At 62.7% G+C, this 22317-nt stretch carries 18 protein-coding genes and 3 pseudogenes; 13 read left to right on the top strand and 8 right to left on the bottom strand.

Going from position 1 to position 22317, the window contains the following annotated elements:
• The first annotated feature begins 218 nt into the window (after nt 1-218).
• Together panC and panB are read left to right on the top strand one after the other, a co-directional pair.
• Nucleotides 219-1136, top strand: coding sequence for a pantoate--beta-alanine ligase (panC, locus tag RLEG4DRAFT_RS07015; RefSeq protein ID WP_003576412.1), 918 nt, complete (start codon nt 219-221; stop codon nt 1134-1136).
• Nucleotides 1133-1954: a 3-methyl-2-oxobutanoate hydroxymethyltransferase gene (panB, locus tag RLEG4DRAFT_RS07010; protein ID WP_003576411.1), complete on the top strand. Its 822-nt coding sequence runs from the start codon at nt 1133-1135 to the stop codon at nt 1952-1954. Before panC ends, panB begins: the two co-directional genes overlap by 4 nt.
• A 21-nt stretch (nt 1955-1975) precedes the next feature.
• Here the strand turns inward: panB and RLEG4DRAFT_RS07005 are convergent, their stop codons facing one another.
• Nucleotides 1976-2890, bottom strand: coding sequence for a hydrogen peroxide-inducible genes activator (locus RLEG4DRAFT_RS07005; RefSeq protein WP_003576409.1), 915 nt, complete (start codon nt 2888-2890; stop codon nt 1976-1978).
• Between the two features lie 142 nt (nt 2891-3032).
• Between RLEG4DRAFT_RS07005 and katG the strand changes: the two genes are divergently transcribed.
• Nucleotides 3033-5219, top strand: coding sequence for a catalase/peroxidase HPI (gene katG, locus RLEG4DRAFT_RS07000; RefSeq protein ID WP_003576408.1), 2187 nt, complete (start codon nt 3033-3035; stop codon nt 5217-5219).
• A 391-nt stretch (nt 5220-5610) separates the two neighbouring features.
• Here katG and RLEG4DRAFT_RS06995 read toward each other — a convergent pair whose 3' ends face one another.
• Together RLEG4DRAFT_RS06995 and RLEG4DRAFT_RS06990 are read right to left on the bottom strand one after the other, a co-directional pair.
• Nucleotides 5611-5850, bottom strand: a complete 240-nt coding sequence (locus RLEG4DRAFT_RS06995) for an AbrB/MazE/SpoVT family DNA-binding domain-containing protein (RefSeq protein WP_003576406.1) — start codon at nt 5848-5850, stop codon at nt 5611-5613.
• An 82-nt stretch (nt 5851-5932) separates the two neighbouring features.
• Nucleotides 5933-6217, bottom strand: a pseudogene (locus RLEG4DRAFT_RS06990) (DUF3299 domain-containing protein); the annotation flags it as partial.
• Between the two features lie 187 nt (nt 6218-6404).
• On the opposite strand from RLEG4DRAFT_RS06990, the gene RLEG4DRAFT_RS06985 reads away from it, so the two are divergent.
• Entirely contained in the window at nt 6405-6872 is a 468-nt protein-coding gene (locus tag RLEG4DRAFT_RS06985) for a response regulator (protein ID WP_003576404.1), read from the top strand.
• 17 nt (nt 6873-6889) lie between these two features.
• On the opposite strand, the gene RLEG4DRAFT_RS06980 is transcribed toward RLEG4DRAFT_RS06985, so the two are convergent.
• Nucleotides 6890-7858 (bottom strand): zinc-dependent alcohol dehydrogenase family protein, encoded by a 969-nt coding sequence (locus RLEG4DRAFT_RS06980; protein WP_003576403.1) that lies wholly within the window; start codon nt 7856-7858, stop codon nt 6890-6892.
• Nucleotides 7859-7911: 53 nt separating this feature from the next.
• Here RLEG4DRAFT_RS06980 and RLEG4DRAFT_RS06975 point away from each other — a divergent pair, with 53 nt between their 5' ends.
• The 5 genes from RLEG4DRAFT_RS06975 (at nt 7912) to RLEG4DRAFT_RS06955 (ending at nt 12923) form a co-directional block, all read left to right on the top strand.
• Complete coding sequence (locus RLEG4DRAFT_RS06975; RefSeq protein WP_003576401.1) at nt 7912-8322, top strand: acyl-CoA thioesterase; 411 nt, start codon at nt 7912-7914, stop codon at nt 8320-8322.
• 28 nt (nt 8323-8350) lie between these two features.
• Entirely contained in the window at nt 8351-9874 is a 1524-nt protein-coding gene (locus RLEG4DRAFT_RS06970) for a class I adenylate-forming enzyme family protein (protein ID WP_003576399.1), read from the top strand.
• Nucleotides 9852-11051, top strand: a complete 1200-nt coding sequence (locus tag RLEG4DRAFT_RS06965) for a thiolase family protein (RefSeq protein WP_003576397.1) — start codon at nt 9852-9854, stop codon at nt 11049-11051. The genes RLEG4DRAFT_RS06970 and RLEG4DRAFT_RS06965 overlap by 23 nt, the downstream gene beginning before the upstream one ends.
• Before the next feature lie 555 nt (nt 11052-11606).
• Complete coding sequence (locus RLEG4DRAFT_RS06960) at nt 11607-12371, top strand: SDR family oxidoreductase (protein WP_003576395.1); 765 nt, start codon at nt 11607-11609, stop codon at nt 12369-12371.
• 138 nt (nt 12372-12509) lie between these two features.
• Nucleotides 12510-12923 (top strand): cupin domain-containing protein, encoded by a 414-nt coding sequence (locus tag RLEG4DRAFT_RS06955; protein WP_003576392.1) that lies wholly within the window; start codon nt 12510-12512, stop codon nt 12921-12923.
• A 48-nt stretch (nt 12924-12971) separates the two neighbouring features.
• Here the strand turns inward: RLEG4DRAFT_RS06955 and RLEG4DRAFT_RS06950 are convergent, their stop codons facing one another.
• Together RLEG4DRAFT_RS06950 and RLEG4DRAFT_RS06945 are read right to left on the bottom strand one after the other, a co-directional pair.
• Entirely contained in the window at nt 12972-14255 is a 1284-nt protein-coding gene (locus RLEG4DRAFT_RS06950) for a cystathionine gamma-synthase family protein (protein ID WP_003576390.1), read from the bottom strand.
• 87 nt (nt 14256-14342) lie between these two features.
• The gene (locus tag RLEG4DRAFT_RS06945) at nt 14343-15419 is read right to left on the bottom strand and encodes a YihY/virulence factor BrkB family protein (protein ID WP_003576388.1); all 1077 of its coding nucleotides are present in this window, start codon (nt 15417-15419) and stop codon (nt 14343-14345) included.
• Between the two features lie 1065 nt (nt 15420-16484).
• Between RLEG4DRAFT_RS06945 and RLEG4DRAFT_RS54135 the strand changes: the two are divergent.
• Nucleotides 16485-17115 (top strand): annotated as a pseudogene (locus RLEG4DRAFT_RS54135) (transposase); the annotation flags it as partial.
• A gap of 1106 nt (nt 17116-18221) precedes the next feature.
• Here the strand turns inward: RLEG4DRAFT_RS54135 and RLEG4DRAFT_RS06935 are convergent.
• Together RLEG4DRAFT_RS06935 and RLEG4DRAFT_RS06930 are read right to left on the bottom strand one after the other, a co-directional pair.
• The gene (locus RLEG4DRAFT_RS06935) at nt 18222-19115 is read right to left on the bottom strand and encodes a protein-L-isoaspartate O-methyltransferase family protein (protein WP_003576386.1); all 894 of its coding nucleotides are present in this window, start codon (nt 19113-19115) and stop codon (nt 18222-18224) included.
• 291 nt (nt 19116-19406) lie between these two features.
• Nucleotides 19407-19916: a GNAT family N-acetyltransferase gene (locus RLEG4DRAFT_RS06930; RefSeq protein WP_003576384.1), complete on the bottom strand. Its 510-nt coding sequence runs from the start codon at nt 19914-19916 to the stop codon at nt 19407-19409.
• 171 nt (nt 19917-20087) lie between these two features.
• Between RLEG4DRAFT_RS06930 and RLEG4DRAFT_RS06925 the strand changes: the two are divergent.
• The 3 genes and pseudogenes from RLEG4DRAFT_RS06925 to RLEG4DRAFT_RS06915 all read left to right on the top strand — a co-directional run bounded on the left by RLEG4DRAFT_RS06925 (nt 20088) and on the right by RLEG4DRAFT_RS06915 (nt 22308).
• Nucleotides 20088-20723, top strand: a pseudogene (locus RLEG4DRAFT_RS06925) (transcriptional regulator NanR).
• A gap of 104 nt (nt 20724-20827) precedes the next feature.
• Nucleotides 20828-21148: a hypothetical protein gene (locus tag RLEG4DRAFT_RS06920; protein WP_003576382.1), complete on the top strand. Its 321-nt coding sequence runs from the start codon at nt 20828-20830 to the stop codon at nt 21146-21148.
• 155 nt (nt 21149-21303) lie between these two features.
• On the top strand, nt 21304-22308 hold the full coding sequence (locus RLEG4DRAFT_RS06915; protein WP_003576380.1) for a LacI family DNA-binding transcriptional regulator: 1005 nt from the start codon (nt 21304-21306) through the stop codon (nt 22306-22308).
• Nucleotides 22309-22317 lie beyond the last annotated feature (9 nt).

Genomic DNA, 22317 nt, shown 5'->3' with positions numbered 1-22317 from the left:
ATGGTATATTGACGGACAGGGCCAATATCCGTGCAGTTCGCACATTGCCACTCCTGCCGCAAGACGCCATTTCCGCGCAGATATAGGCTGCCTTATCGGCCTGCCATTCCATCTAATCGTTTTTATCGCCGAATGTGCGCCGAATGTGCATTGACCTCCAGCATCGATTACACTTCTTATCCGCGCCCAAGATGAGTGACCGGCCGCGGGGAGGATATATGCGGGTTTTCTCGAGCATTGACGAGCTGCGCCACACGCTCGATGCGCTGAAGCGCCAGGGGCGCACCGTCGGCCTGGTGCCGACGATGGGCTATCTCCATCCCGGTCATATGCAGCTCGTATCGCGCGCCCGGGCCGAGAACGATCTCGTCGTCGTCTCGATTTTCGTCAATCCGCTGCAGTTCGGCCCGGGCGAAGACCTCAGCAAATATCCGCGCGATCTCGAACGTGATTCAGCCATGCTCAAGCAGGCCGGGGTCAATTTCCTTTTCGCGCCCGATGTCGAAGACATGTATCCGCGCCCGATGCAGACCGTCGTCGATGTTCCCGATCTCGGCCGCGAGCTCGAAGGCGCAGTCAGGCCCGGGCATTTCGCCGGCGTCGCCACCGTCGTCTGCAAGCTCCTCAACATCGTGCAGCCGCAGACCGCCTATTTCGGCCAGAAGGACTATCAGCAGGTCGTCATCATCAAGCGAATGGTGGAAGATCTCGCCGTGCCGGTGCGGGTGATCTCGGTGCCGACGGTCAGGGACGGTGACGGCCTCGCCTTGTCGTCGCGCAACGTCTATCTCAGTCCCGAGGAGCGGCGCGCCGCGGTGATCGTCCCGCAGACCCTCGACGAGGCCGAGCGCCTGATTGCCAATGGCCTGACGGATCCCAGGGAATTGGAAGCAAAGCTCACCGGATTTCTCGGTCGCGAGCCGCTGGCAGAGCCCGAAGTCGTCGCCGTCAGAGACGCTTTGACGCTTGAGCCGGTGAGCTCGATCGAAGAGCCTGTCCTCGTGGCGCTCTTCGTTCGGTTCGGCACGACGCGGCTCCTCGACAATCGAGTCGTCCGCAGCAACCGGCTTGCCGGGCTTATCGGTGGGAAGGGCCAGCCGGGAAAGAGCCAGCAGGAAAGGGGAGTGACGAAATGAGCGCCACCGGATTTCAAAAGCGCCTGACGCCGACCCGCATCTCAGCCATGAAAGGCGGCAAACCGATCGTCTGCCTGACCGCCTATACGACGCCGATGGCGCGCCTCCTCGATGAACATTGCGACCTTCTGCTGGTCGGGGATTCGCTCGGCATGGTGCTCTACGGCATGGAAACGACCATTGGCGTCACGCTCGACATGATGATTGCCCACGGCAAGGCGGTGATGCGCGGCGTCGCCAAAGCCTGCGTCGTCGTCGACATGCCGTTTGGCAGTTATCAGGAATCGAAAGAGGTCGCCTTCCGCAATGCGGTGCGCATCCTCCAGGAGACCGGCTGCGATGCCGTCAAGCTGGAAGGTGGCGAGGAGATGGCCGAAACCATCGCCTTCCTGACGAAGCGGGGAATCCCGGTGATGGGGCATATCGGCCTGATGCCGCAGCAGGTCCAAACCGCAGGCGGCTATCGCTCCGTTGGGCATAGCGAACACGAGACGTCGAAGATCCGGCGTGACGCGCACGCCATCGGCGGCTCGGGTGCCTTTGCCGTCGTCGTCGAGGGCACGGTGGAACCGCTCGCCCGGGAGGTGACGTCAGCCATTCACATACCCTCCATCGGGATCGGCGCCTCTTCAGCCTGCGATGGTCAGGTTCTGGTTTCCGATGATATTCTCGGGCTCTTCAACGATTTCACCCCGCGTTTCGTCAAGCGCTACGACGAACTCGGCAAGAGGATCACGGCGGCGGCCGCCGCCTACGCCGGCGAAGTCCGGTCACGGCAGTTTCCAGCAGCGGAGCATACGTTCAAGCGGCGATCCTGAAGCAGGACGACATCAGCGCCATTACCGTTCGAGCTGTCGTTCGTGCATGAAATCGGCCGACCGGCGCACCGCCTCGGAAACCTGCAGCAACTGTTTGGCCATGGGTGTCGAATTGCGCCAGATCATGCCAATTGTCCGAGACGGCTGCGGAGAGTGGAAGCGCGAGATCGCAACATGCGCCGAACGCGTTTCCAGAGGGACGGCCATCTCCGGAATCAAGGTGATGCCGATGCCGGCGCTGACCATCTGGACCAAGGTGGAGAGCGAGCTGCCTTCCATCACTTCCCGCGGGCGGGCCGGTCCGATCTTGCAGAACGACAGCGCCTGATCGCGGAAGCAGTGACCTTCTTCCAGCAGCAGCAACCGCATTTCGCGCAGCGCCTCGCGCTCGGGTACCGGCTTGCCCTCGTCTTCGGGCCGCCGCACTAGCACGAACTCCTCCCTGAAGAGTTCGAGCTCGGTCAGCGATGGCTCCGATACGGGCAGTGCGACGATTGCGGTATCCAGCTGGCCTTGCGCCAGCTCCTGAACCAGCTTTGCCGTCTGCGTCTCGCGCACCTCGATCTGAATTCCGGCGAAGCTTTTGTTGAGATCGTTTATAATCGCCGGCAGCAGATAGGGCGCGATCGTCGGGATGATGCCGATGCGCAGGCGCGTGAGGAAGGAATCGCGGGAGGCACGGGCAAATTCCCCCAGCTCGTCCACCGCCCGCAGGATGTCTCGGACCCTCAGAGCGAAGCTCTGGCCGAAGGGGGTGAGCTTCACCTCGCGCGCGCTGCGCTCAAAGAGCCCGCTGCCCAATTCCTGCTCGAGTTCTTTGATCTGCATGGAGAGCGCCGGCTGGGAGATGGCGCAGGCATCGGCGGCACGGCGAAAGCGGCCATCCCTTGCCAAGGCTTCAAAATAACGTAGCTGTTTCAAGGTAAGGTTTTTCATAACCTCAGCTTATCGCAGCGATCAGTAAATCCAACTTAAAATTATTACATGCTTCCGATATGAAGGCTGCAGGGGAGAGAGTGGGGCGCCAGCTCGGCTCATCTTTTGACAGGCAGAAGACCAAGCAATGAAGGAGACGATCATGGACAACCCCACTGACAGCGCAGGCAAATGTCCTGTCGCACATGGCAATACGCCACGCGCCCGAGCCAACCGCGACTGGTGGCCGGACCAGCTGAACCTGCAGATTCTTCATCACAATTCCGGCCGCGCCGATCCGCTCGGCCAGGCCTTCGATTATGCCGAGGAGTTCAAGAAGCTCGATCTTGACGCGCTGAAGCAGGATCTTCACGCGCTGATGACGGATTCGCAGGATTGGTGGCCGGCCGATTTCGGTCACTACGGCGGCCTGTTCATCCGCATGGCCTGGCATAGCGCCGGCACATACCGCATCACCGACGGCCGCGGCGGCGCCGGTCAGGGCCAGCAGCGTTTTGCGCCGCTGAACAGCTGGCCTGACAATGCCAACCTCGACAAGGCCCGCCGCCTGCTGTGGCCGATCAAGCAGAAATACGGCAACCGCATCTCCTGGGCCGACCTCCTGATCCTCACCGGCAACGTTGCGCTCGAATCCATGGGCTTCAAGACCTTCGGCTTCGCCGGCGGCCGCGCCGACGTCTGGGAGCCGGAAGAACTCTACTGGGGCCCTGAAGGCACCTGGCTCGGCGACGAGCGCTATAGCGGCGAACGCCAGCTGGCAGAACCGCTCGGCGCCGTGCAGATGGGCCTTATCTACGTCAATCCGGAAGGTCCGGGCGGCAATGCCGATCCGATCGCCTCCGCCCGTGACATCCGCGAAACCTTCGCCCGCATGGCGATGAACGACGAAGAGACCGTGGCGCTGATCGCCGGCGGCCACACCTTCGGCAAGACGCACGGCGCCGGCGACCCCTCCCTGATCGGCGCCGAGCCAGAAGGCGGCGCGATCGAGGACCAGGGCCTCGGCTGGAAGAGCTCGTTCGGCACCGGCGTCGGCAAGGATGCGATCACCGCCGGCCTCGAAGTCACCTGGTCGCAGACGCCGACCAAGTGGAGCAACTACTTCTTCGAAAACCTTTTCGCTTTCGAATGGGAACTGACGACGAGCCCGGCCGGTGCCAAGCAGTGGCAAGCCAAGAACGCCGAAGCCTCCATTCCGGATGCTTATGATGCCGGCAAGAAGCATCTGCCGACCATGCTGACCAGCGACCTGGCCCTGCGTTTCGACCCGGTCTACGAGAAAATCTCGCGCCGCTTCCTCGAAAATCCCGATCAGTTCGCCGACGCCTTCGCTCGCGCCTGGTTCAAGCTGACCCACCGCGACATGGGCCCGAAGGTGCGCTACCTCGGCCCGGAAGTGCCGGCAGAAGACCTGATCTGGCAGGACGTGATCCCAGCCGTCGACCATCCCCTCGTCGACGACAAGGACATTGCGGACATCAAGGCAAAGGTTCTTGCCACCGGCCTCACCGTGCAGGAACTGGTTTCGACCGCCTGGGCCTCGGCCTCGACCTTCCGCGGCTCCGATAAACGCGGCGGCGCCAACGGCGCGCGCATCCGCCTGGCTCCGCAGAAGGATTGGGACGCCAATCAGCCCGCCCAGCTCGCCAAGGTGCTTGGCGTTCTCGAAGGCATCCAGAAGGACTTCAACGCCGCCCAGACCGGCGGCAAGAAGATCTCGCTCGCCGACCTGATCGTGCTTGCAGGTGCAGCCGGCGTCGAGAAGGCGGCAGCGGCCGGCGGCCAGTCCGTCAGCGTGCCGTTTACGCCGGGCCGTGCGGATGCTTCCGAAGCCCAGACCGACGCGCATTCCTTCGCCGCGCTCGAGCCGCGCATCGACGGGTTCCGCAACTATGTGAACGGCAAGCGCCTGCAGTTCATGAAGCCGGAAGAAGCCCTCGTCGACCGCGCCCAGCTGCTGACGCTAACCGGTCCCGAAATGACCGTTCTGGTCGGCGGCCTGCGCGTGCTGAAGGCCGGCCAGCCGGAGCATGGCGTCTTCACCTCGCGTCCCGAGACGCTGACGAACGACTTCTTCGTCAACCTGCTCGACATGGCTACCCAGTGGGTTCCTGCTGCCGGCAAGGACGGCGTCTATGAAGGCCGCGACCGCAAGACGGGCGCTGCCAAATGGACCGGCACGCGCGTCGACCTGATCTTCGGCTCGCACTCGCAGCTGCGCGCCTTTGCCGAAGTCTACGGCCAGGCCGACGCCAAGGAGAAGTTCGTCAGGGACTTCGTCGCCGCCTGGAACAAGGTCATGAACGCCGACCGCTTCGACCTCGTCTGATCGGCAGCAATTTTGGCCCGGGCGCAGTTTCAGCTGCGCCCGGGCTTTTTCTTTTTAGGTGCCTTCGAATGGGAAGGGTGCCCAGAGCTTGGGCGGCATCCTACGGCGCGACCATTACCGGCGTGCCTGTGGCACCCCCCTCTGCCCTGCCGGGCATCTCCCCCACAAGGGTGGAGATTGGCCGGGCGCGATGGCTTCCCCAAACAACTACCGCGTATTTATTTCGATGCGGCAGAGAGGGACGGATGATCCAACCGCTTGCCGATCTCCCCACCTGTGGGGGAGATGTCCGGCAGGACAGAGGGGTATCACACGGCACGCCCTATCCGTCGCCATCCTAAGGTGCGCAACCGCAGGGGCATGACGGTCAACAGCGCATCCACCTCGCCTTTCAGGGCCTCTCCTGATCCCCGGGTTGCTCTCGCCCTTGCGCCATGAAATCGTCACTGAGGCCGCGTTCGAGAGCGATCCGCAATGACGCCCACCGCCTGCCATGATAGGTCCGAGGCCTGAGAATGACGGCATCGCCCTCCCGCGTCACCTCCACCTGGTCCACGTCAAAGCGAAAGTCCTTTGGCAGCCGGACGGCCTGCGAATTGCCGGATTGAAACACACGCGCATATCGCGGCATAGAAAGCCCTCCGCAGCCTCTGTATATGTTTCTATATATACGCGACTGGCGGCGCGCGTAAGAAGCCGTCTTCGCGCTCCCACTAACGAGGCAGAATCCCGAAAGGCGAGAGCGTCAGCAGATCGGGATCATCCGTCGCCGTCGCTTTCGCTACCTCGGCATGGCTCATGCTGTAGCCGTAGGTAAGGACGCGAACGCCGTCGATCATGAAGAATTGCGCCTGATCCAGGCCGGGCCGCAGGGTGCCCGTCACGGTGACGGTCTCGTACATTCTTCCGAGGTGCAGGGGTTTTTCCGGAACGACACGAACCAGCTGGTTGGGCGGCGGGGAAGGGGTGTGGCTGCAGGCCCCGGCCCAAGGCACCAGCTGGGCGGAACGCTTGGCTTCAGCAACCGGCCGGACGGTGGGGCTAGCTTCCATGTCGATCTGCCGCGCGCGCCTGCGGCGATAGAAGAGCGCGGCCTTGCCGTCGAAAGCTCGCCGTGAGACATCGTCTTTGATTTGGCCGCACCGGTTGATATGAACTTAGCACCGTTTTCGACGTAGTTTGGCCATGACAGATTCCACCGATACCGTGCGAGCCTCGACAATCCTGATCGTCGATGACGAGCCCGCCAATGTTTCGCTGCTGGAGCGCATTCTCAAGCGCGAGGGCTTCAACGCGCTGATCAGCACCACCGAGCCGCGCGAGGCCTTGCGGCTTTTCCGCGAGCATTCGATCGATCTCGTTCTCCTCGACCTGATGATGCCCGATCTCGACGGTTTCGCCTTGCTGGAGACCTTCGCACGGCTCATTCCCGAAAACAGCTACCTGCCGATCCTGGTTCTCACAGCCGATGCGACCTTGCCGACGCGCAGGCGCGCGCTGTCGCTCGGCGCCAAAGATTTCCTGACGAAGCCCTTCGATGCGATCGAGGCCGTCCTGCGCATCTTCAACCTGCTCGAAACCCGCATCCTGACGCTGGCGCTTGCCAAACACGGGCTGGCGGCGCCGAAATCGGAACGTCCCCGCATCGATTGATCGCAGTGTTTGCCCGATCAGGCGAGCAGCACCTTGCCACCCGCCCGGAAGGGAAGGGCGGAGCGCAGGGCATCACCGACCCTTTCCAGGGGAAAGACCTCCCGCACCTCGGTCGCGATCACCTTCGAAGCGATCTGCGCGGCCACTCCAAAATAGGCGTGCTGGACTTCGCCCACGGCTTCGGAGTGAACCCATTCCCGAAGGTGAAAGTAGGAAAAGAAAATATCGGGATGGGAGGCCCAGAAGGAATTGGGGATGCTTTGCCCCGAGAGCAGGCCGTAATGCACGAAATGCCCGCCGGGTTTGAGCGCATCGGCGAGGATGGAGGCGCGCCCGCCGCCGACGCAGTCGAGCACCGCGTCGAGCCCATGCCGGCCGGCAAGCCCGGCGGCCAGGTCACCGTCCGCTTTGTCGACGATGACGGCTTCGAGCCGGCCGCGCAGGCGCTGAAGGGATTGCTCGCTGCGGACGATCGCGATCGGCGCAACGCCGCCGGCATTGGCCAGGCCGATCAATATCGATCCGATCGACGAGGCAGCGGCATTGATGGCGATGCGCATGCCCGGCTTCAGGCCGATCTTCTTGTGCAGCATCAGCCAGGCCGTCATCGGGTTGACATAGCTCGTCGTCGCTTCGAAGTCGGAGAGTGTGTCCGGAACCCGAAGGCACCAGCTGGGATCGGTATCCTTGACTTCCTGCCATCCGCCGGCGCTGCGCACCGGCAGTACGCGCGTCCCCGGGGAAAGGCCATGAACCTCTTCTCCGCACGCCTCGACCACGCCAAAAGCTTCGAAGCCGGGGATGAAGGGCAGGGTCGTGCGGCCGGCATAGGCGCCCGATATGGTGATGATGTCGGATGGATTGATCGACCGTGCGAGCAGGCGCACCCGGACCTGATCGCGGCGCAGCACCGGCAACGCGGCCCGCTCGATCTCGACAACCTCCTCGGCCGGCCCGAATTTTCTCACGACCGCCTGATATTGCATTGCATCCCCCAGACAACAGCGGTTAGAACAGCCCACCAATTTTCGGTGACCGCATGAGTGTTGACGACAGGCCTTTAGCATCCTTCCGGGTCTCGATGCGAGACATCGATATCTATGGTCATGTCCATAACTCGGTTTACCTCGACTATTGCGAGGATGCGGTCGTCGAGTTCCTGCGGCACCGGCAAATTCTCAGCCACTTCCGCCACACCTCCTCCGGCGTTGCCTATCACGTGAAGAAGGCGGAGATCACTTTTCACAACCCCATCGACGTCGACGATATCGTCGAGGCCAAGGTGACCGTCGAGAAAATCGGGCGCACGAGCCTCTCCTTTGCGATCGAACTGTTTCGCCAGCGCGACGGTGCCCATTGCGCCTCGGCAGGGTTCGTCTGGGTCTGCGTCGGCCTTGCCGACAGTCGCCCGACGCCAATTCCCGACGCCACAAAGACCGCTTTAGGCTGACGGCCGATCTTCAAACCAGCGGGTCTCCATGCCGATCCATAAGCAGCTTCTTCGACATGCAACGGAAAGGCCGGATAAGCCGGCCCTGCTGATCGATGGCCGTTCCCGGAGCTATGGCGAACTCAATGGGCGCGCCAAGGCGCTTTACCGCTTTCTCCGGCAACTGCCGGGCTCGAACCGCCGCAGGCTCGATCTGCCCGGCGTCGACAAACTTGCGGCCCTCAGTCTCGGCAACCATATCGGCTTTGCCGAATATTTTCTCGCCGCCACCGCCTCGCCGAATGCCTGCGCGGTGATCGACCCGATGATGCCGCCGGAACGGATCGAGCGCATCATCGAGCGCCTGGCCCCTGACGTGCTTGTCGTCGACGACGATGCGAGCCCAAGCGCCGCGATCGGCCGCAGGCTCGGCGTTCCCGTCATCACCGCCGGAGCGGAGCCCTTCGATCTCACCGAGACGGAAGGCGACCTGCCTGATGATGCCGAGGGCATCTTCCTGATCGGCTTTACCTCAGGCACCACCGCCGAGCCGAAAGCCTATTATCGCTCGCGCGAGCAGTGGCGCCGGAGCCTCGATCGCGGCCGTGCAGTTTTCGAACTCGAAGACGCCCCGTCCACCATGTGCCCGGGCGCCCTGGCGCATGGGCTGGCGCTTTACGCCCTGGTCGAAGCTCTGGATGCGGGCGGCACCTTCCATTCGGTGAGAAAATGGGATCCGGCTGCCGTCGCCCGCATTCTCTCCGCCGAAGAGATCGAACGGCTGGTTGCCGTGCCGACGCACATCGCCGGCATATCAAGGGCCTCAGCCGCCGAACCGGCGCTGACTGCCCTGCGCGACGTCCTGACTGCCGGCGCCAAGTTGGACGTGAACGGCGTCGAATCCATGCGCCGCCTTTTTCCGAATGCCCGCATCCGCGAATATTACGGCGCATCCGAGATCGGCTTCATGACCGTCTCGACGCTGGTCGGCGGCGCGCGCGATTTTCCGATCGATCGGGTGGGGCAGGCCTATCCCGGCGTCGAGATTTCCATTCGCGATCCTGACGGAAACGACGTCGGGACCGATGTGCCTGGCACCATTTTCGTCAGGAGCGATCTGATCGCCGACGGTTATCTCTGGGGCGACGACGGCCAGGCGTTCCGGGTCAGCGAGGCAGGTGCGACAGTCGGAGATCTCGGCGAACTCGACGAAAACGGCATGCTGCGGGTGATCGGCCGGGCAGGCGGTATGATGATATCGGGCGGCAACAACGTCTATCCCGCCGAAGTCGAGAGTGCCTTGAAGGCCTGCCCCGGCGTCGAGGACGCCGTCGTCTTCGGGCTGCCGGATGCGTATTATGGCCAGCGGATCGTGGCGGTCGTCTCGGGAGACGCGTCAGACACAAAAATGCTGGCCGACCATTGCGCCCGGCAGCTCGCCAGGTTCAAGATCCCCAGGCAATTCTACCATATCGCCTCCTGGCCGATGACGAGCAGCGGCAAGATTTCCAGGGGGCAGGTGGAAGCGGCGGTCATTTCGGGAGACGGTCTTGTCCTACGCCTATCAGCCTGACGAGGATTGGCAGCCGGTCGTGGTTGCCGCTTACCGCACCCCGATCGGCCGGGCCTTCGGATCGCTTTCGACGGTTGCAGCCGAAGACCTGCTTGCGCCGATCATCCGCCGGATCGTCGCCGAAACGGGCATTGCGCCCGAAGCCATAGACGACGTCATGGTCGGCAATGCCGCCGGCGGCGGCGGCAATATCGGGCGGCTGGCGGCCCTTGCCGCCGGCTTGCCGATGGCGGTTCCCGGTGTCGCCATCGACCGGCAATGCGGTTCCGGCCTGGAAGCGATCATCATGGCTGCCCGCCTGATCCAGGCGAAAGCCGGCGCGTGTTTCCTTGCCGGCGGCGTCGAGAGCGTCAGCACCGCGCCATGGCGCGTCGAACAGCCGAAAGCCAATGGGGCGCTGCCGCGCTTTTATGGCCGCGCCCGGTTTTCCCCTGAAACGGTGGGCGATCCCGATATGGGCATTGCCGCCGAAAACGTCGCCCGTCAATTCGGCATCACACGCCAGAGACAGGACGAGTTGGCGCTCCGCAGCCACCGGCTCGCCGTCGCGGCCGCCGAGACGGGCCTGTTTCGACCCGAGATCGTCGAAATCGCCACCGGCCACGGACTGGTCGAGCGGGACGAATGCCCGCGCCCTACGACATCGATTGAAGCATTGGCAAATCTCCGGCCCGTCTTCCTGGCCGACGGTTCGGTCACGGCAGGCAATGCCTGTCCTGTCAATGACGGCGCCTGCCTGGTGCTCGTCATCAGCCGCGGCATGGCCAGAAGCCTCGGCATCGAAAAAGGCCTCGCCTTCATCGACAGCGCCGCCGCCGGTGTCGATCCCAACCTGCTCGGCATCGGCCCGGTGGCTTCGACCAGGAAGCTCATGCAGCGTCAACCCGGGCTCTCGCTTTTCAGCCTCGATGCCATCGAGTTCAACGAGGCTTTCGCCGCCCAGGTCCTGGCCTCGCTCGATCAGCTGGATATCTCAGCCGATGCAGTCAACAGCGAGGGCGGCGCCATCGCGCTCGGCCATCCGTTCGGGGCATCAGGCGCAATTCTCGTTACCCGGCTATATAGTCAACTGGTCCGCGGCGACAGCTGGTCACCCGCCGCGACCGGCCTCGCCATGATCGGCACAGGCGGCGGCATCGGATTGACGGCGCTGTTCGAGGCCGTTCACCTTTCTTGAAAAGACGGCCCGCCTTCGCTTTCACTGCGCTCGGACCCGAAAGCCGCCCTCACCCTAACCTGACCAGGATCGAGCTACGGGCCTCGACCCGTCCTTCGGACCCCCGTAAAAACGGGGGGAGCGGACGTGCCACACGCAACGTCGAGATGGAGGAAGCCGGCGCAGCGGCCCCTTTACGGGAAGAAGTGCCGGCAGGCTGATTGGGGGGCTGGCCAGCGGTCCCCTCGGCCGGCATGTGCGAAGAAGCAGCAGCTTGCCGTAAGGGTCGGTTCGGCCGATTCCGGATGACGCAAAATCCCCTCCATTCCGCAAGACGCTTCGATCGCAGGGCGAGCCGCCCTACTGCTTTGGCATAGGACGACAGCGACCGAGGGAGAATGGTTCAGGCTCACGATCCGGCGCATTCTGCTGTCCATCGGCTGCGGCAGGCCGCGCGGAAAATCCCGCGTGGGCCTCCCCATACCGATGAAATCGCTTGCCTCGCCGAGGCAAGCGATTTCGGCAGCCACCTCAGGTCAACAGAGGAAATCCTCGTAAAGGACAAGGAGACTACCCATGAAGATCGTCATTATCGGCGGCACCGGCCTGATCGGCTCGAAGACCGTGGAGAGATTGCGCAACAAGGGACACGATGTGCTGGCGGCATCGCCGAATTCCGGCGTCGACACGATCACCGGTAAGGGCCTGACGGAGGCGCTTACAGGCGCTGAGGTGGTGCTCGATCTCGCCAACTCGCCCTCCTTCGAGGACAAGGCGGTGCTGGAATTCTTCCAGACCTCGGGCCGCAATCTGCTCAAGGCAGCGACTGCGGCCGGCGTCAAGCATCACATCGCGCTGTCGATCGTCGGCATGGAGCGGCTGCAGGGCAGCGGCTATATGCGCGCCAAGATGGCCCAGGAAGAGCTGATCAAGGCTTCTGGCATCCCCTATACCATCGTGCATTCCACACAGTTTCACGAATTCATTGCCGGCATCGCGCAGTCAGGCACCGTCGGCCAGACCGTGCGTCTTTCGCCGGCCTATGTGCAGCCAATCGCCTCCGATGACGTCGCCGACGTTATGGCCGAGGTGGCGATCGCCGCACCCGTGAACGGCACGATCGAGATCGGCGGGCCGGAGAAAATCCGCCTCACCGACATCGTCACGCGCCTCCTGAAAGCGACGAACGATCCGCGCCAGGTGATCGCCGATCCCCACGCCCGCTATTTCGGCGTCGAGCTTGAGGATAACTCGCTGGTAACGGGGCCGCAGGCGCGGCTCGGCCGGATCCGCTTCGACGATTGGCTGAGCCGGCAGCCGCCGCAGAAAAAGAGCGCCTAGAGCAATTCCAGGAAAAGTGCGAAGCGGTTTTCCGTCCGGAATTGCGTAAAAACAAAAGCTTAAAGCGGTTCTGCGCTTCCGTGAAACCTGAACCGCGCTAGCGGCGAGACCACGTCCCATCAACACAGGAGACCAGATATGCTCAGAAAAATGATCTCGGCGGCCGCGCTCGGCATTGTCCTTGCCGCCGGCACTCAGGCTCAGGCTGCAGGCGGCGACGCCAAGGTTCGCGTCGTTTTCGACCAGAAGCTTCCCAATGTTCCCGGCAAGAGCATGCGGGCGGTGCTCGTCGAATATGGGCCCGGCGGCTCGTCGCCCGGCCATACGCACCCGGCCTCGGCTTTCATCTACGCCACCGTTCTCGAAGGGGCGATCACCAGCAAGGTCAATGACGGGCCGGAGAAGGTCTATAAGGCCGGCGAAAGCTTTCCCGAATTTCCGGGCGACCATCATGCCGTCAGCAAGAATGCCAGCAAGACAAAGCCGGCTCGCCTGCTTGCGGTCTTCGTGCTGAATACCGACGAGACGGAACTGACGACCGACGACAAGTGACGTTACCCACGATGCCCGGCGCCGCCGGGCATCGATTTCCCCGCCGTGTCAGGCCGCCTGCAGCGCCATTTCCAGGTCGGCGATCAGATCGTCCGGATGTTCGATGCCGATCGACAGACGGATCGTCGATTCCAGCACGCCGATGCGCTGGCGGACATCGGCGGGCACGCCGGAATGTGTCATGGCGGCCGGGTGGCTCGCCAGCGATTCCGTACCTCCCAGGCTGACCGCCAGTTTGAACACCTGCAGCGCATTCAGGAATTTGAACGAGGCCGGCTGGCCGCCGCGGATGTCGAAGGAGAAGGTGGAGCCGGCGCCGGTGCATTGCGCGGCAAAGGTCCGGCCGGCCGGCGAGTCCGGATCGTGATAAGGCAGGTAGTGAACCTTCTCGACCTTCGGATGATCGCGCAGAAAATCGGCGACGGCCCGCGCATTGCTGTTTGCCCGCTCCATGCGCAGCTGCAGCGTTTCCAGCGAGCGGCCGAGCATCCAGCAGGAATGCGGATCGAGCTGCGTGCCGATCGCCCCGCGCAGCGCCTTGACCTGCTTGACGATGGCCTTGCGGCCGAGAACGGCGCCGGCGATCAGGTCGGAATGGCCGCCGACATATTTCGTCAGCGAATAGAGCGAGATATCGGCGCCGTGTTCGATCGGCCGCTGGAAGACCGGGCCGAGCAGGGTATTGTCGCAGACGACGATCGGCGTATGCCCCTGCTTTGCGCCGATCGCGTCGGCTATGCGCCGGATCATCGCAACATCGACCAGGCCGTTGGTCGGATTGGCGGGCGTCTCGATCAGGATGACGGAAACGCGGCCCTTGGCCATCGCCTCTTCCGCCGCCTTCTGCACCGAGTCTTCGCTGACGCCGTCGCCAAAGCCGATGGCGGCGACGCCAAGGTTCAGGAAGGTCTTGGCCAGCAATGTTTCCGTTCCCCCGTAAAGTGGCTGCGAATGCAGCACCGCATCGCCCGGCCTGACGAAGGCCAGCAGGGTGGTGGCGATCGCCGCCATGCCGGATGAGAAAAGCACGCCGCTTTCCGTCCGCTCATAGACGGCCAGCCTGTCCTCGACGATCTCGCTGTTGGGGTGGTTGAAGCGTGAATAGACGAGACCCGCGCCTTTCCCCGCCGGCGGTTCGCGGCGGCCCGAAACGTAGTCGAAAAAGTCGCGGCCATCCTCGGCCGAATTGAACACGAAGGTGGAGGTGAGGAATACCGGCGGTTTGACCGCCCCTTCCGAGAGTTCGGGATCGTAGCCGTAATTCAGCATCTGCGTTTCGGGATGCAGTGCATGATTGCCGATATGCGTTTTGGAAGGATGCGGGGCCGTCATGATCGTCTCCTCTGTCGGGATTGCCCAAGGGATAAACTACATCAAAACTGCATCAGAGGAGCAGTCATCGATGATGCTCCTCAATGATCAGTTGACGGCCTCGCCCAAAGTGTCTGCGACATAGGCGCCGCGCGCACCCATCGGCAGCGGCGTGCCGGTCGTCGTGTCCCTGGCGGTCTGATGTTCCAGTTCCGCGTTCAGTTCTGCGCCGATGACGAGAATGACGACGGAAAGCCAGATCCAGATGAGGAAGCCGATCAGCGCACCGAGCGTGCCGTAGGTCGCGTTATAATTGGCGAAATGATCGAGATAGAAAGAGAAGGCAAGCGACATCGCCGCCCAGGCGACCGTCGTCAGAGCAGCACCCCACGTCATCCACCGCAGCTTGGCAGGCTCTCGGCTCGGGCCGAAGCGGTAGACGGAGGTCACCGCCACCGCGACGACCAGCAGAAGCAGCGGCCACCGCAGAAGAAGGGCCATGTGCTCCTTGAACTGATCGAGCCAGAGATACGAGAGGACAACCGGCATGACGCCCACAAGCGCCACCATGACCACCATCAGAAGCATGGCGCTGAAGGTGAAGCAGAGGCCGACGAGGTTCAACCGAATGAGGCCGCGCTTTTCGTTCTCCTCATAGGCCACATTCATTGCATCGAAGATCGCCAGCGTGCCGCTATGCGTGCTCCATAGCGCAATGCCGAGACCGACGAAGAAGGTGATGCCGAGCGCACTGTCGCGCTTGCTGACAAGTTCCTTGATCTGATCGGCCAGAAGGTCGAAGGCCCCCGGCGGCAATAGACCGGCCAGTTCGCGAAGATGCTCGGATATGGTGATCGGATCGGCGATCAGCCCATAGAGAGAGACCAGAGCGGCCATGGCGGGAAACAGCGCCAGCAGCAGGTAAAAGGTCACACCCGCGGCAATGAGTGTCACCCGGTCGTTCAGGACTTCGTGGTAAAGCCGCCAGAACACATCACGAAGCCCGCTGAGCGGAATAGCCTCGGGCACGGCGGCGCTGCGACCATGATCGTCAATTGCGCGGGGTTCGGCGGGCGGGGCCAGCGCATCGCCCTGCCTTGACTGCATCAGCACAAATGCCCCGATCGCCGCTGCCATCATCGCAGCGGCGATGGACAATCTCTTGAGCGGGAGCGCATCTGCCATTACCCTATCCTCCGATTTGCTGCGTGGATAACGCCGGGTGCCGCAAAAGGATGCAAGCCGTTGCTTTGTCGCGGAGATTCGAAGCGCAGGGGAGGGGAGGCCGCGGCCATTGAGGGCTGCAGAGCGGAAACCTGGACCGATTACTCAGATCATAATCGTTTGATTTTATTTGATAACTATCCAAATACGGAAACAAAACAGGACTTTGGTTTCATCACTGCAGCTTAGGGAATATCTGGACACGACCGCCGGCTCGGCGACTTTGTCGGGCCCCAGCGGCAAATTCGGGCTTCGCGCGATGGGCAAAACGCGATTTTGCCCCGAATTTCGTCTACCGCCCTAGCTCGGACGTTGGCCATCAAGCACGAAACGATGCCCCCGTATCAATAGCGCCGCGGGAGATAGCCCACAAGAGGCGCTCGCGCAGTCCACGGCAAACATCGCCCTCAGCGCATCGAAGATAACTTCCAGCTCCACCAGCGCTTCATGCCCCTAGGAACCTCGAAGAACCAGGCGAGTGCCCCGACGCCCAACGAATGGCCAGCGTTGCGGCGTGTCCTTCGAGGACCGGCCTGGGGCTGCGTACAAGGATTAGGTTCTCTTGGAAGCTGTCCGTTGGCGTGACGGGTGGCGCCGGACGAGGCCGAAATCGCCGCAGCTAATGATGAGTGCTGGCGAATTCTGCGTGGCGTTGTCCGCGGACAACCACTGACAATCCAGGATTCTCGGCCCACCCCTTGTATGTCTGGTCCCCGCCTGCCTTAAGCACGGCTCAAGCTGCGGCGCACCCTCTCCTCCTCCGTCATTCCTTTGCTTGTCACAGGAATCCAGCCGGCTTGCGTCTGCAAGCCGAAAGGACTCTGGAACAAGAGAGCGGATCCAGTGACGTGGCTACAGCAATGCGGCGACTAGACGGCAAGGCGGCTGCGAATCCTCCGCCGCGTGCACACGCGGCCACTGGATTCCTGTGACGAGCACAGGAATGACGGAGAGTAAGGCTGTGCCTCGGTTCCGATTCAAGGCTTACCCACCTATCAGAACTTCACCTTAGGCGGCGCGGACAACGATCAGGCCCGCGTCATTCTCCACTCCGCCAGAGCGATGCGGCCGGCACAGATCCCCCATTTCGACGACGGCCGCATCGCGCTCGCTGCCCTCTTCACTCGACGCCGCCAGCTCGTCGACATGGCGGCTGCGTCGCAAGCCGTGGCAGCGCTGACCGGCAAGACGCTCGCCGCCCTCATGGCGCAGATCGCCCGCGTCGATGCCGCCATCGCGCTCGCCAGCGAGGCCGAGCCCGACATGGCCGCACGCCGCGACCTTCTGCTGACGATCCCGGACATCGGCGAGGTCGGCGCCGCCGTGCTGATCGCCGAACTGCCCGAACTCGCGCCATCGACGACAAGAAACTCGCAGCCCTCGTCGGCGTCGCCCCTATCGCCCACGACAGCGACACCTGGCGCGGCCGGCGCCATATCGCTGGCGGCCGCGCCACCGTCCGATGCGCCCTCCACACGGCAACGCTCGCGGCCATCCACTGCAGCCCGGCCATCAAAGCCTTCCACAAACGGCTGCGCGATGCTGGCAATCCGCCCAAGGTCGCCCTCGTCGCCGCCATGCGAAAATTCATCATCATGATCAACACCATTCTCAAAAGACGAACGCCATGGAACAGCCCCAACAACACGGTTGGTGAGGCGCCCTACAGGCGCGCCTGGAAGTGCGAGGCCGGAGCACCGACGACGAAGAATACAACAGGCGGCGTTGGGGCGTGTCCTTCAAGCTTCCGCCCTGTGCACCTCACCAGGATGATGACTGATCGTTGTCCGCGCCGCCTAAGCTTCAGCCCTCATAGGTGGGGCAAGCCTTGAATTGGAAACCAGGCACAACCTCACCCTCCGTCATTCCTGTGCTCGTCACAGGAATCCAGCAGCCGCGTGTGCACGCGGCGGAAGATTTGGAGCCGTCTCGCCGACTAGTAGGTGCGTTGCTGTAGCCACGTCACTAGACCCACTCTTGTTGCTCAAGAGTTCCTTCGGCCTGCAGACGCAAGCCGGCTGGATTCCTGTGACAAGCACAGGAATGACGGAGGAGAGGTTATGCCGCGCGCTAACGGCCAGCGACGACGTGCAAAGAGTAGGCAGAGAGAACGGAATTGCTAGCAGTTGTCCGCGGACAACAGGCAACCATTCCAGAGCCGCAGCCGAAGTTGTCCGCGGACAACGCCACGCACAATCCGCCAGCGCCCATCAGAAGCAGCGGCTATTTCGATCCTCCTCCGGCGTCACCGTCACGCCGCCCAGCAGCCAAGCTTGAATTCGCCGCATCGCAGCACTACCTCATGGCGGACCGAAGCGCTTAACCCCTCCGAGCCGCTTCGGTCCGACGGACAGCATTCCTCCCCCCAAGGCTGTCGGTCACTATCGAAGCCCGGCGCTCCACTCCCGCGCCGGGCTTTCGTTATTTGGCGACCCCTGCCGTTTCCATACCCGTCGATCCGCTCCTCGAATAAATCCGAGGTCTGCGGAGCCAGCCCAACAAAGTGCCTGCATCGTCTATCGCGACGCGGCCGTCGCGTTGCCGCCGGCAGAGGAACCGATTGTCGCCGTCATCCCATGCGCAGGTTGCGAGCGACGCACCAGAAATGCAGCCGATCGAGTCGCTGGTCACTGATCTTCACTTCGGGTTTGGCCGCCTGTTCCGAGAGAACACCTCAGATGCCGCCGCCAGGTCGCGCCAGGGGGGAGGCATTAGTGAGCCTGCGTCAAGCTTCGATAGACCGACCCTCGCCGAATGAAGGCTTCAGGCCTCGTCGTAGCAGAGCGCCCATTGGTCGCCGATATACCAGCAGCGTCCTATCCGCGGCTCCGTCTTCCAGAGCAGGCTTTTGATGAACTCGATGCCGCCGCGCTTGAAGGCGGTCGTCAGCTTCTCCACCTCTTGCTCGTCGGTCGTCAATCCGCCATTGGCGCAGACGAAATAGGCATTGCCGATCCAACGCGCCGCATATCCGGTCGCGCCGCGATCGATACGAAGCGCGGCGCCATGGGACGCATGACGACCGCCATTCGCCGGCCGGCCCTGGCGCGGCACGCCGAGTGGCAACACCAGGCGCCCTCCAGGTCGCAGCCTTTCGATCCAGGGCGCCGCAGGACGCCCGACGGCGAAATTCACGTAGATCGCATCCACCTCCTGCTGCGGCCATTGATTGCCGTCGGCGGTGATGACGCTGACATTGGCCCGATCGGCAAGTGCCGCCTGCGCGTGGCCGGCCAGATCGGGATCCATCTCGACGGCATGGACGTGGCCGGTGGCGCCCACCAACTCCGCGAGAATGGCGCTATAATAACCGGTGCCGGCACCGATATGAGCGATGTGATCGCCGATCTGGACGTCCAGCTCCGCCAGGAGGCGGGCGTGCAGCGACGGACTGCCATTGTTGACGCCCTTGTCGGGCTGCAAGGCGAACAGCGCATCCTGATAGGCCAGAACCACGTCCGAGGAAAGCAACGGGCGATATCCGCCACCTAGATTGGCGATCTGCCATGGCGGCGGACCGAGGAATTTTTCACGAGGGACAGCGGCAAAGGCAGCCTCGATGCGCGGGTTCGTCGTTGCCGCGGTTGCCACCACCTGATGGGCGTAAGCGCGGCGGATCAAGGCAAGTTCCTCGGCGGTGAACAAGGCATCGGGCATGACTAATCTCCGGTTATGGCTTCGATCCCTCCCGCCTCCTGGGTCTTTTGGGTCTGCGGATCCGCCAATCGGACCGATCACGATCAATGGGCGTGGCGAGACTCTCAAACCGTCGGGACTTGTGGCGGAAGTTAAATACGATTTCGCTTCCCTTGCAAAAAACTACGTTGCTTCGTCATAGGCTTAATATGCCGGGCTAGAAGACTCGAATCCGTCACCGCATATCACTGACCGCGACCAGGCAGCACGCGCCCTGCCGCATCAAAATCCTCGGGTAATGCCATCGGCTCCTCAGGCGTGAGGCGCCGTGTGATCCCCGGCGCCTACGCGGAAACGCTTCTTGATCCTGTCGACCGGCGTCCCATCCTGTAGTGGCACCTGGACCAGCCTGTCATAGGTCTCAAAGCCCATCTTCGCGTAGTAGCCAAGTCCGCTGACATTGTCGGCGCGGATGGTTGCATTGATGAATTCGAGCCCGAGCTCTTTCGCTGCGTCCCTTGTCGCGGGAAAAAGCGCGCTGCCGACGCCTGGGGTCTTCGAGTTCACTCGGGCGAAGGTGGCGATGTCGGCGACCCCTTTTGGCGGATCGCCGTATACGCTCAGCGATTGAAAGCCGACCAGCGATTGATTGTGCTCTGCAACATGGCAGACAAGAGGAAACTCGCCATCGATAAACCAGTCGGCGAACTCGGCGGCCGAAAGTGGGGTCTCCAGTGCTGTGGTTCCGCCGGCTCGGATGATCTCGTTCAGCAAAGCACTCAATTCCTCGGCATCGGAGCGTGCGGCTTTTCGAACGTGCATGTCTTGGCTACCTCATCGTCGGCCGACAACCTATCGGCGAGATTTGGAGATTACAAGTCGCCATGCTCGCAGCGATGCCTGTAGCCAAACTTTGCGGAAGGGCTCAGCATTGCCGTCCTTGTCAGCCAGACCCGGTGTAGATCATTGAGCTAACCATTATGGTGCTGGTGAATGAATTTCGCCATCGCCGGGGTGATGGCAGCCGAGGCGGCGCCGGGCGAGCTTCAGCCCGGCGATGAAATGCCGTCCGAACGGGTGCTGATGGAGCGCTTCGGCGTCGGCCGGCCGACCATCCGCGAGGCCATGCAGTCGCTGGCCAACAAAGGTCTCGTCAGCATTTCGGACGGCGAACGGCGAAGGTCCTGAGGCTGACGGCAAAGTCGATCTTCCGCCAGGTCGACCTCACCGCCAAGATCATGCCGTCGCAATCGGCCGATTCACTCGAGCATCTGAAAAGCGCCCGCATCTTCTTCGAGCGCGGCATGGCCCGCGAGCGACCTCAGGGACATCATCGAGCGCCAGCGCTTGTCGCTCGGTCGGGCCGAAGAGTTCATCGATGCCGATATGGAGTTCCACACCCGCATCGCCCAGATCTCAGGCAACCCGATTTACGTCGCCGTCAGCGAAGCCATGCTGGCTTGGCTGAAGGAATATCATACCGAGATGCTGATCTGGACCGGCAAGGAAAAGTTCACGCTCGCCGAACACGACGAAATCGTCGACCGCCCCGAAGCCAATGACGTCGACGGCTCGGAAATGGCGCTCCTCAAACACCTCGAACGATCGCGCGCGCTTTACGCAAAATAAGCTCAACGCTGTATGTGCGCATTTATAAGCATCCGCGGAACAATGCTGTGCCGGCGAGGTTGTGGATAGGCCAAGCACGCAAAGTTCCCAAGGAGGACATCCAGATGCGTATGAAACTCGTAGCAGCTTCGCTTTTCGCCCTCGGCATGGCCACGTCGGCTTTCGCCCAGTCCAATCCGGCTCCGGCCGGCGCCACGATCGACAAGAACCAGGCCGATCAGGGTGGCGGCGCAACGACCGACACGAAGGCCAAGAAGCCGATGGCGATGGATAGCACCACGACTGGCTCCACGACCGGCGGCGCAATGAAGATGGACAAGACCAAGTGCCCCGACCCGGTCAACAACTCCGCGAAGCTCCAGACGCAGGGCGGCACGAGCAACGCCACGCCAATGGATGAGGCCTGCGCAGCCCACAACAATTGATAGCGTCTCCGCACAAAGAACCCCGCTTCGGCGGGGTTTTTTGTGGGCCGGTCAAGCGACAGCATACGCGCATCCGTCCCTTCGGCAGATTTCAGGCTTGACTCGACGGAACGCGATTGGTATCGGATTGGGTAATCGATAACCCAAGCGAACCCATGACTGCTTCACTCAACGACATAGCCGCCCGCGCGGGCGTTTCCGTCAAGACGGTGTCAGGTGCGCTGCATGGCGGCTCGGCCCGCATGTCGGATGAAACCCGGCTGCGGATCAAGGAGATCGCCGAGGAGCTTGGCTACGTCACCAATTTCGCCGCCCGCAGCATGCGGCAGGGCTGGATGCCACTGGTCGGTCTGGTCGCGGATGACCTGATCACCTCGCCTTTCGCAACGGAGATCATCCGGGGGCTCGACGGCGCCGTGCGCGCTGCCGACATGGCTGTCTTCGCGATGACGCTAGGGGGCCATCGGAGCCTTGCATCGATCCTCGACGAGATGCGCCAGTTTCGCCCTCGCGCGATTGCTTACGCGGCCATGTATCATAAGAAAGTCGACCTGCCGCCCGAATTTGCCGCGGCGGTGGGAGTGATGATCAACTGCCGAGATACCAGCGATCGCGTCACCTCCCTGGTGCCCGACGAAACGGGAGCGGGGGTCGAGATTACCAACTACCTGCTCGATGCCGGCCGACGCAATGTCGCCTTCATCAATCTGCCGGGACTGCTCGCCGGCGAACTGCGCGAACAGGGCTTTCGGCAGGCACTTGATCATGCGGGCGTCGACGGGGCAGGGGCCATCGTATTGCCCGCGGTCAGCAAAGCGATTTACAGCGATCGCGCCCCTAGTCTCGTCCATGCGCATGTGCATGATCTGATGAATGGCCCCCGGCGCCCCGATGCTATCCTGTGCGGCAATGACCGTGTGGCGATGGAGGTCTACGCCGCGTTGCGCCGGACTGGTGCAACCATTCCCGACGACGTCGCTGTTGCGAGTTTCGACAACCAGGTCGAGATCGCCTCGCGTCTCGACCCGCCGCTGACCACCATGGCGTTGCCGCACCGCGCCATGGGCCGTCAGGCCGCGCAAATCCTGCTTGCCGAAGACCGGCTTCCGGTCGGGGTGCAGAAACTACCGTTCCAGCTGGTGGAGCGGGCATCCGTATAAATTGAGAGA

Source organism: Rhizobium leguminosarum bv. trifolii WSM2297, assembly GCF_000271845.1.
The sequence above is the reverse complement of the archived record's forward strand: the minus strand, read 5'-3'. Positions and strand labels throughout refer to the sequence as shown.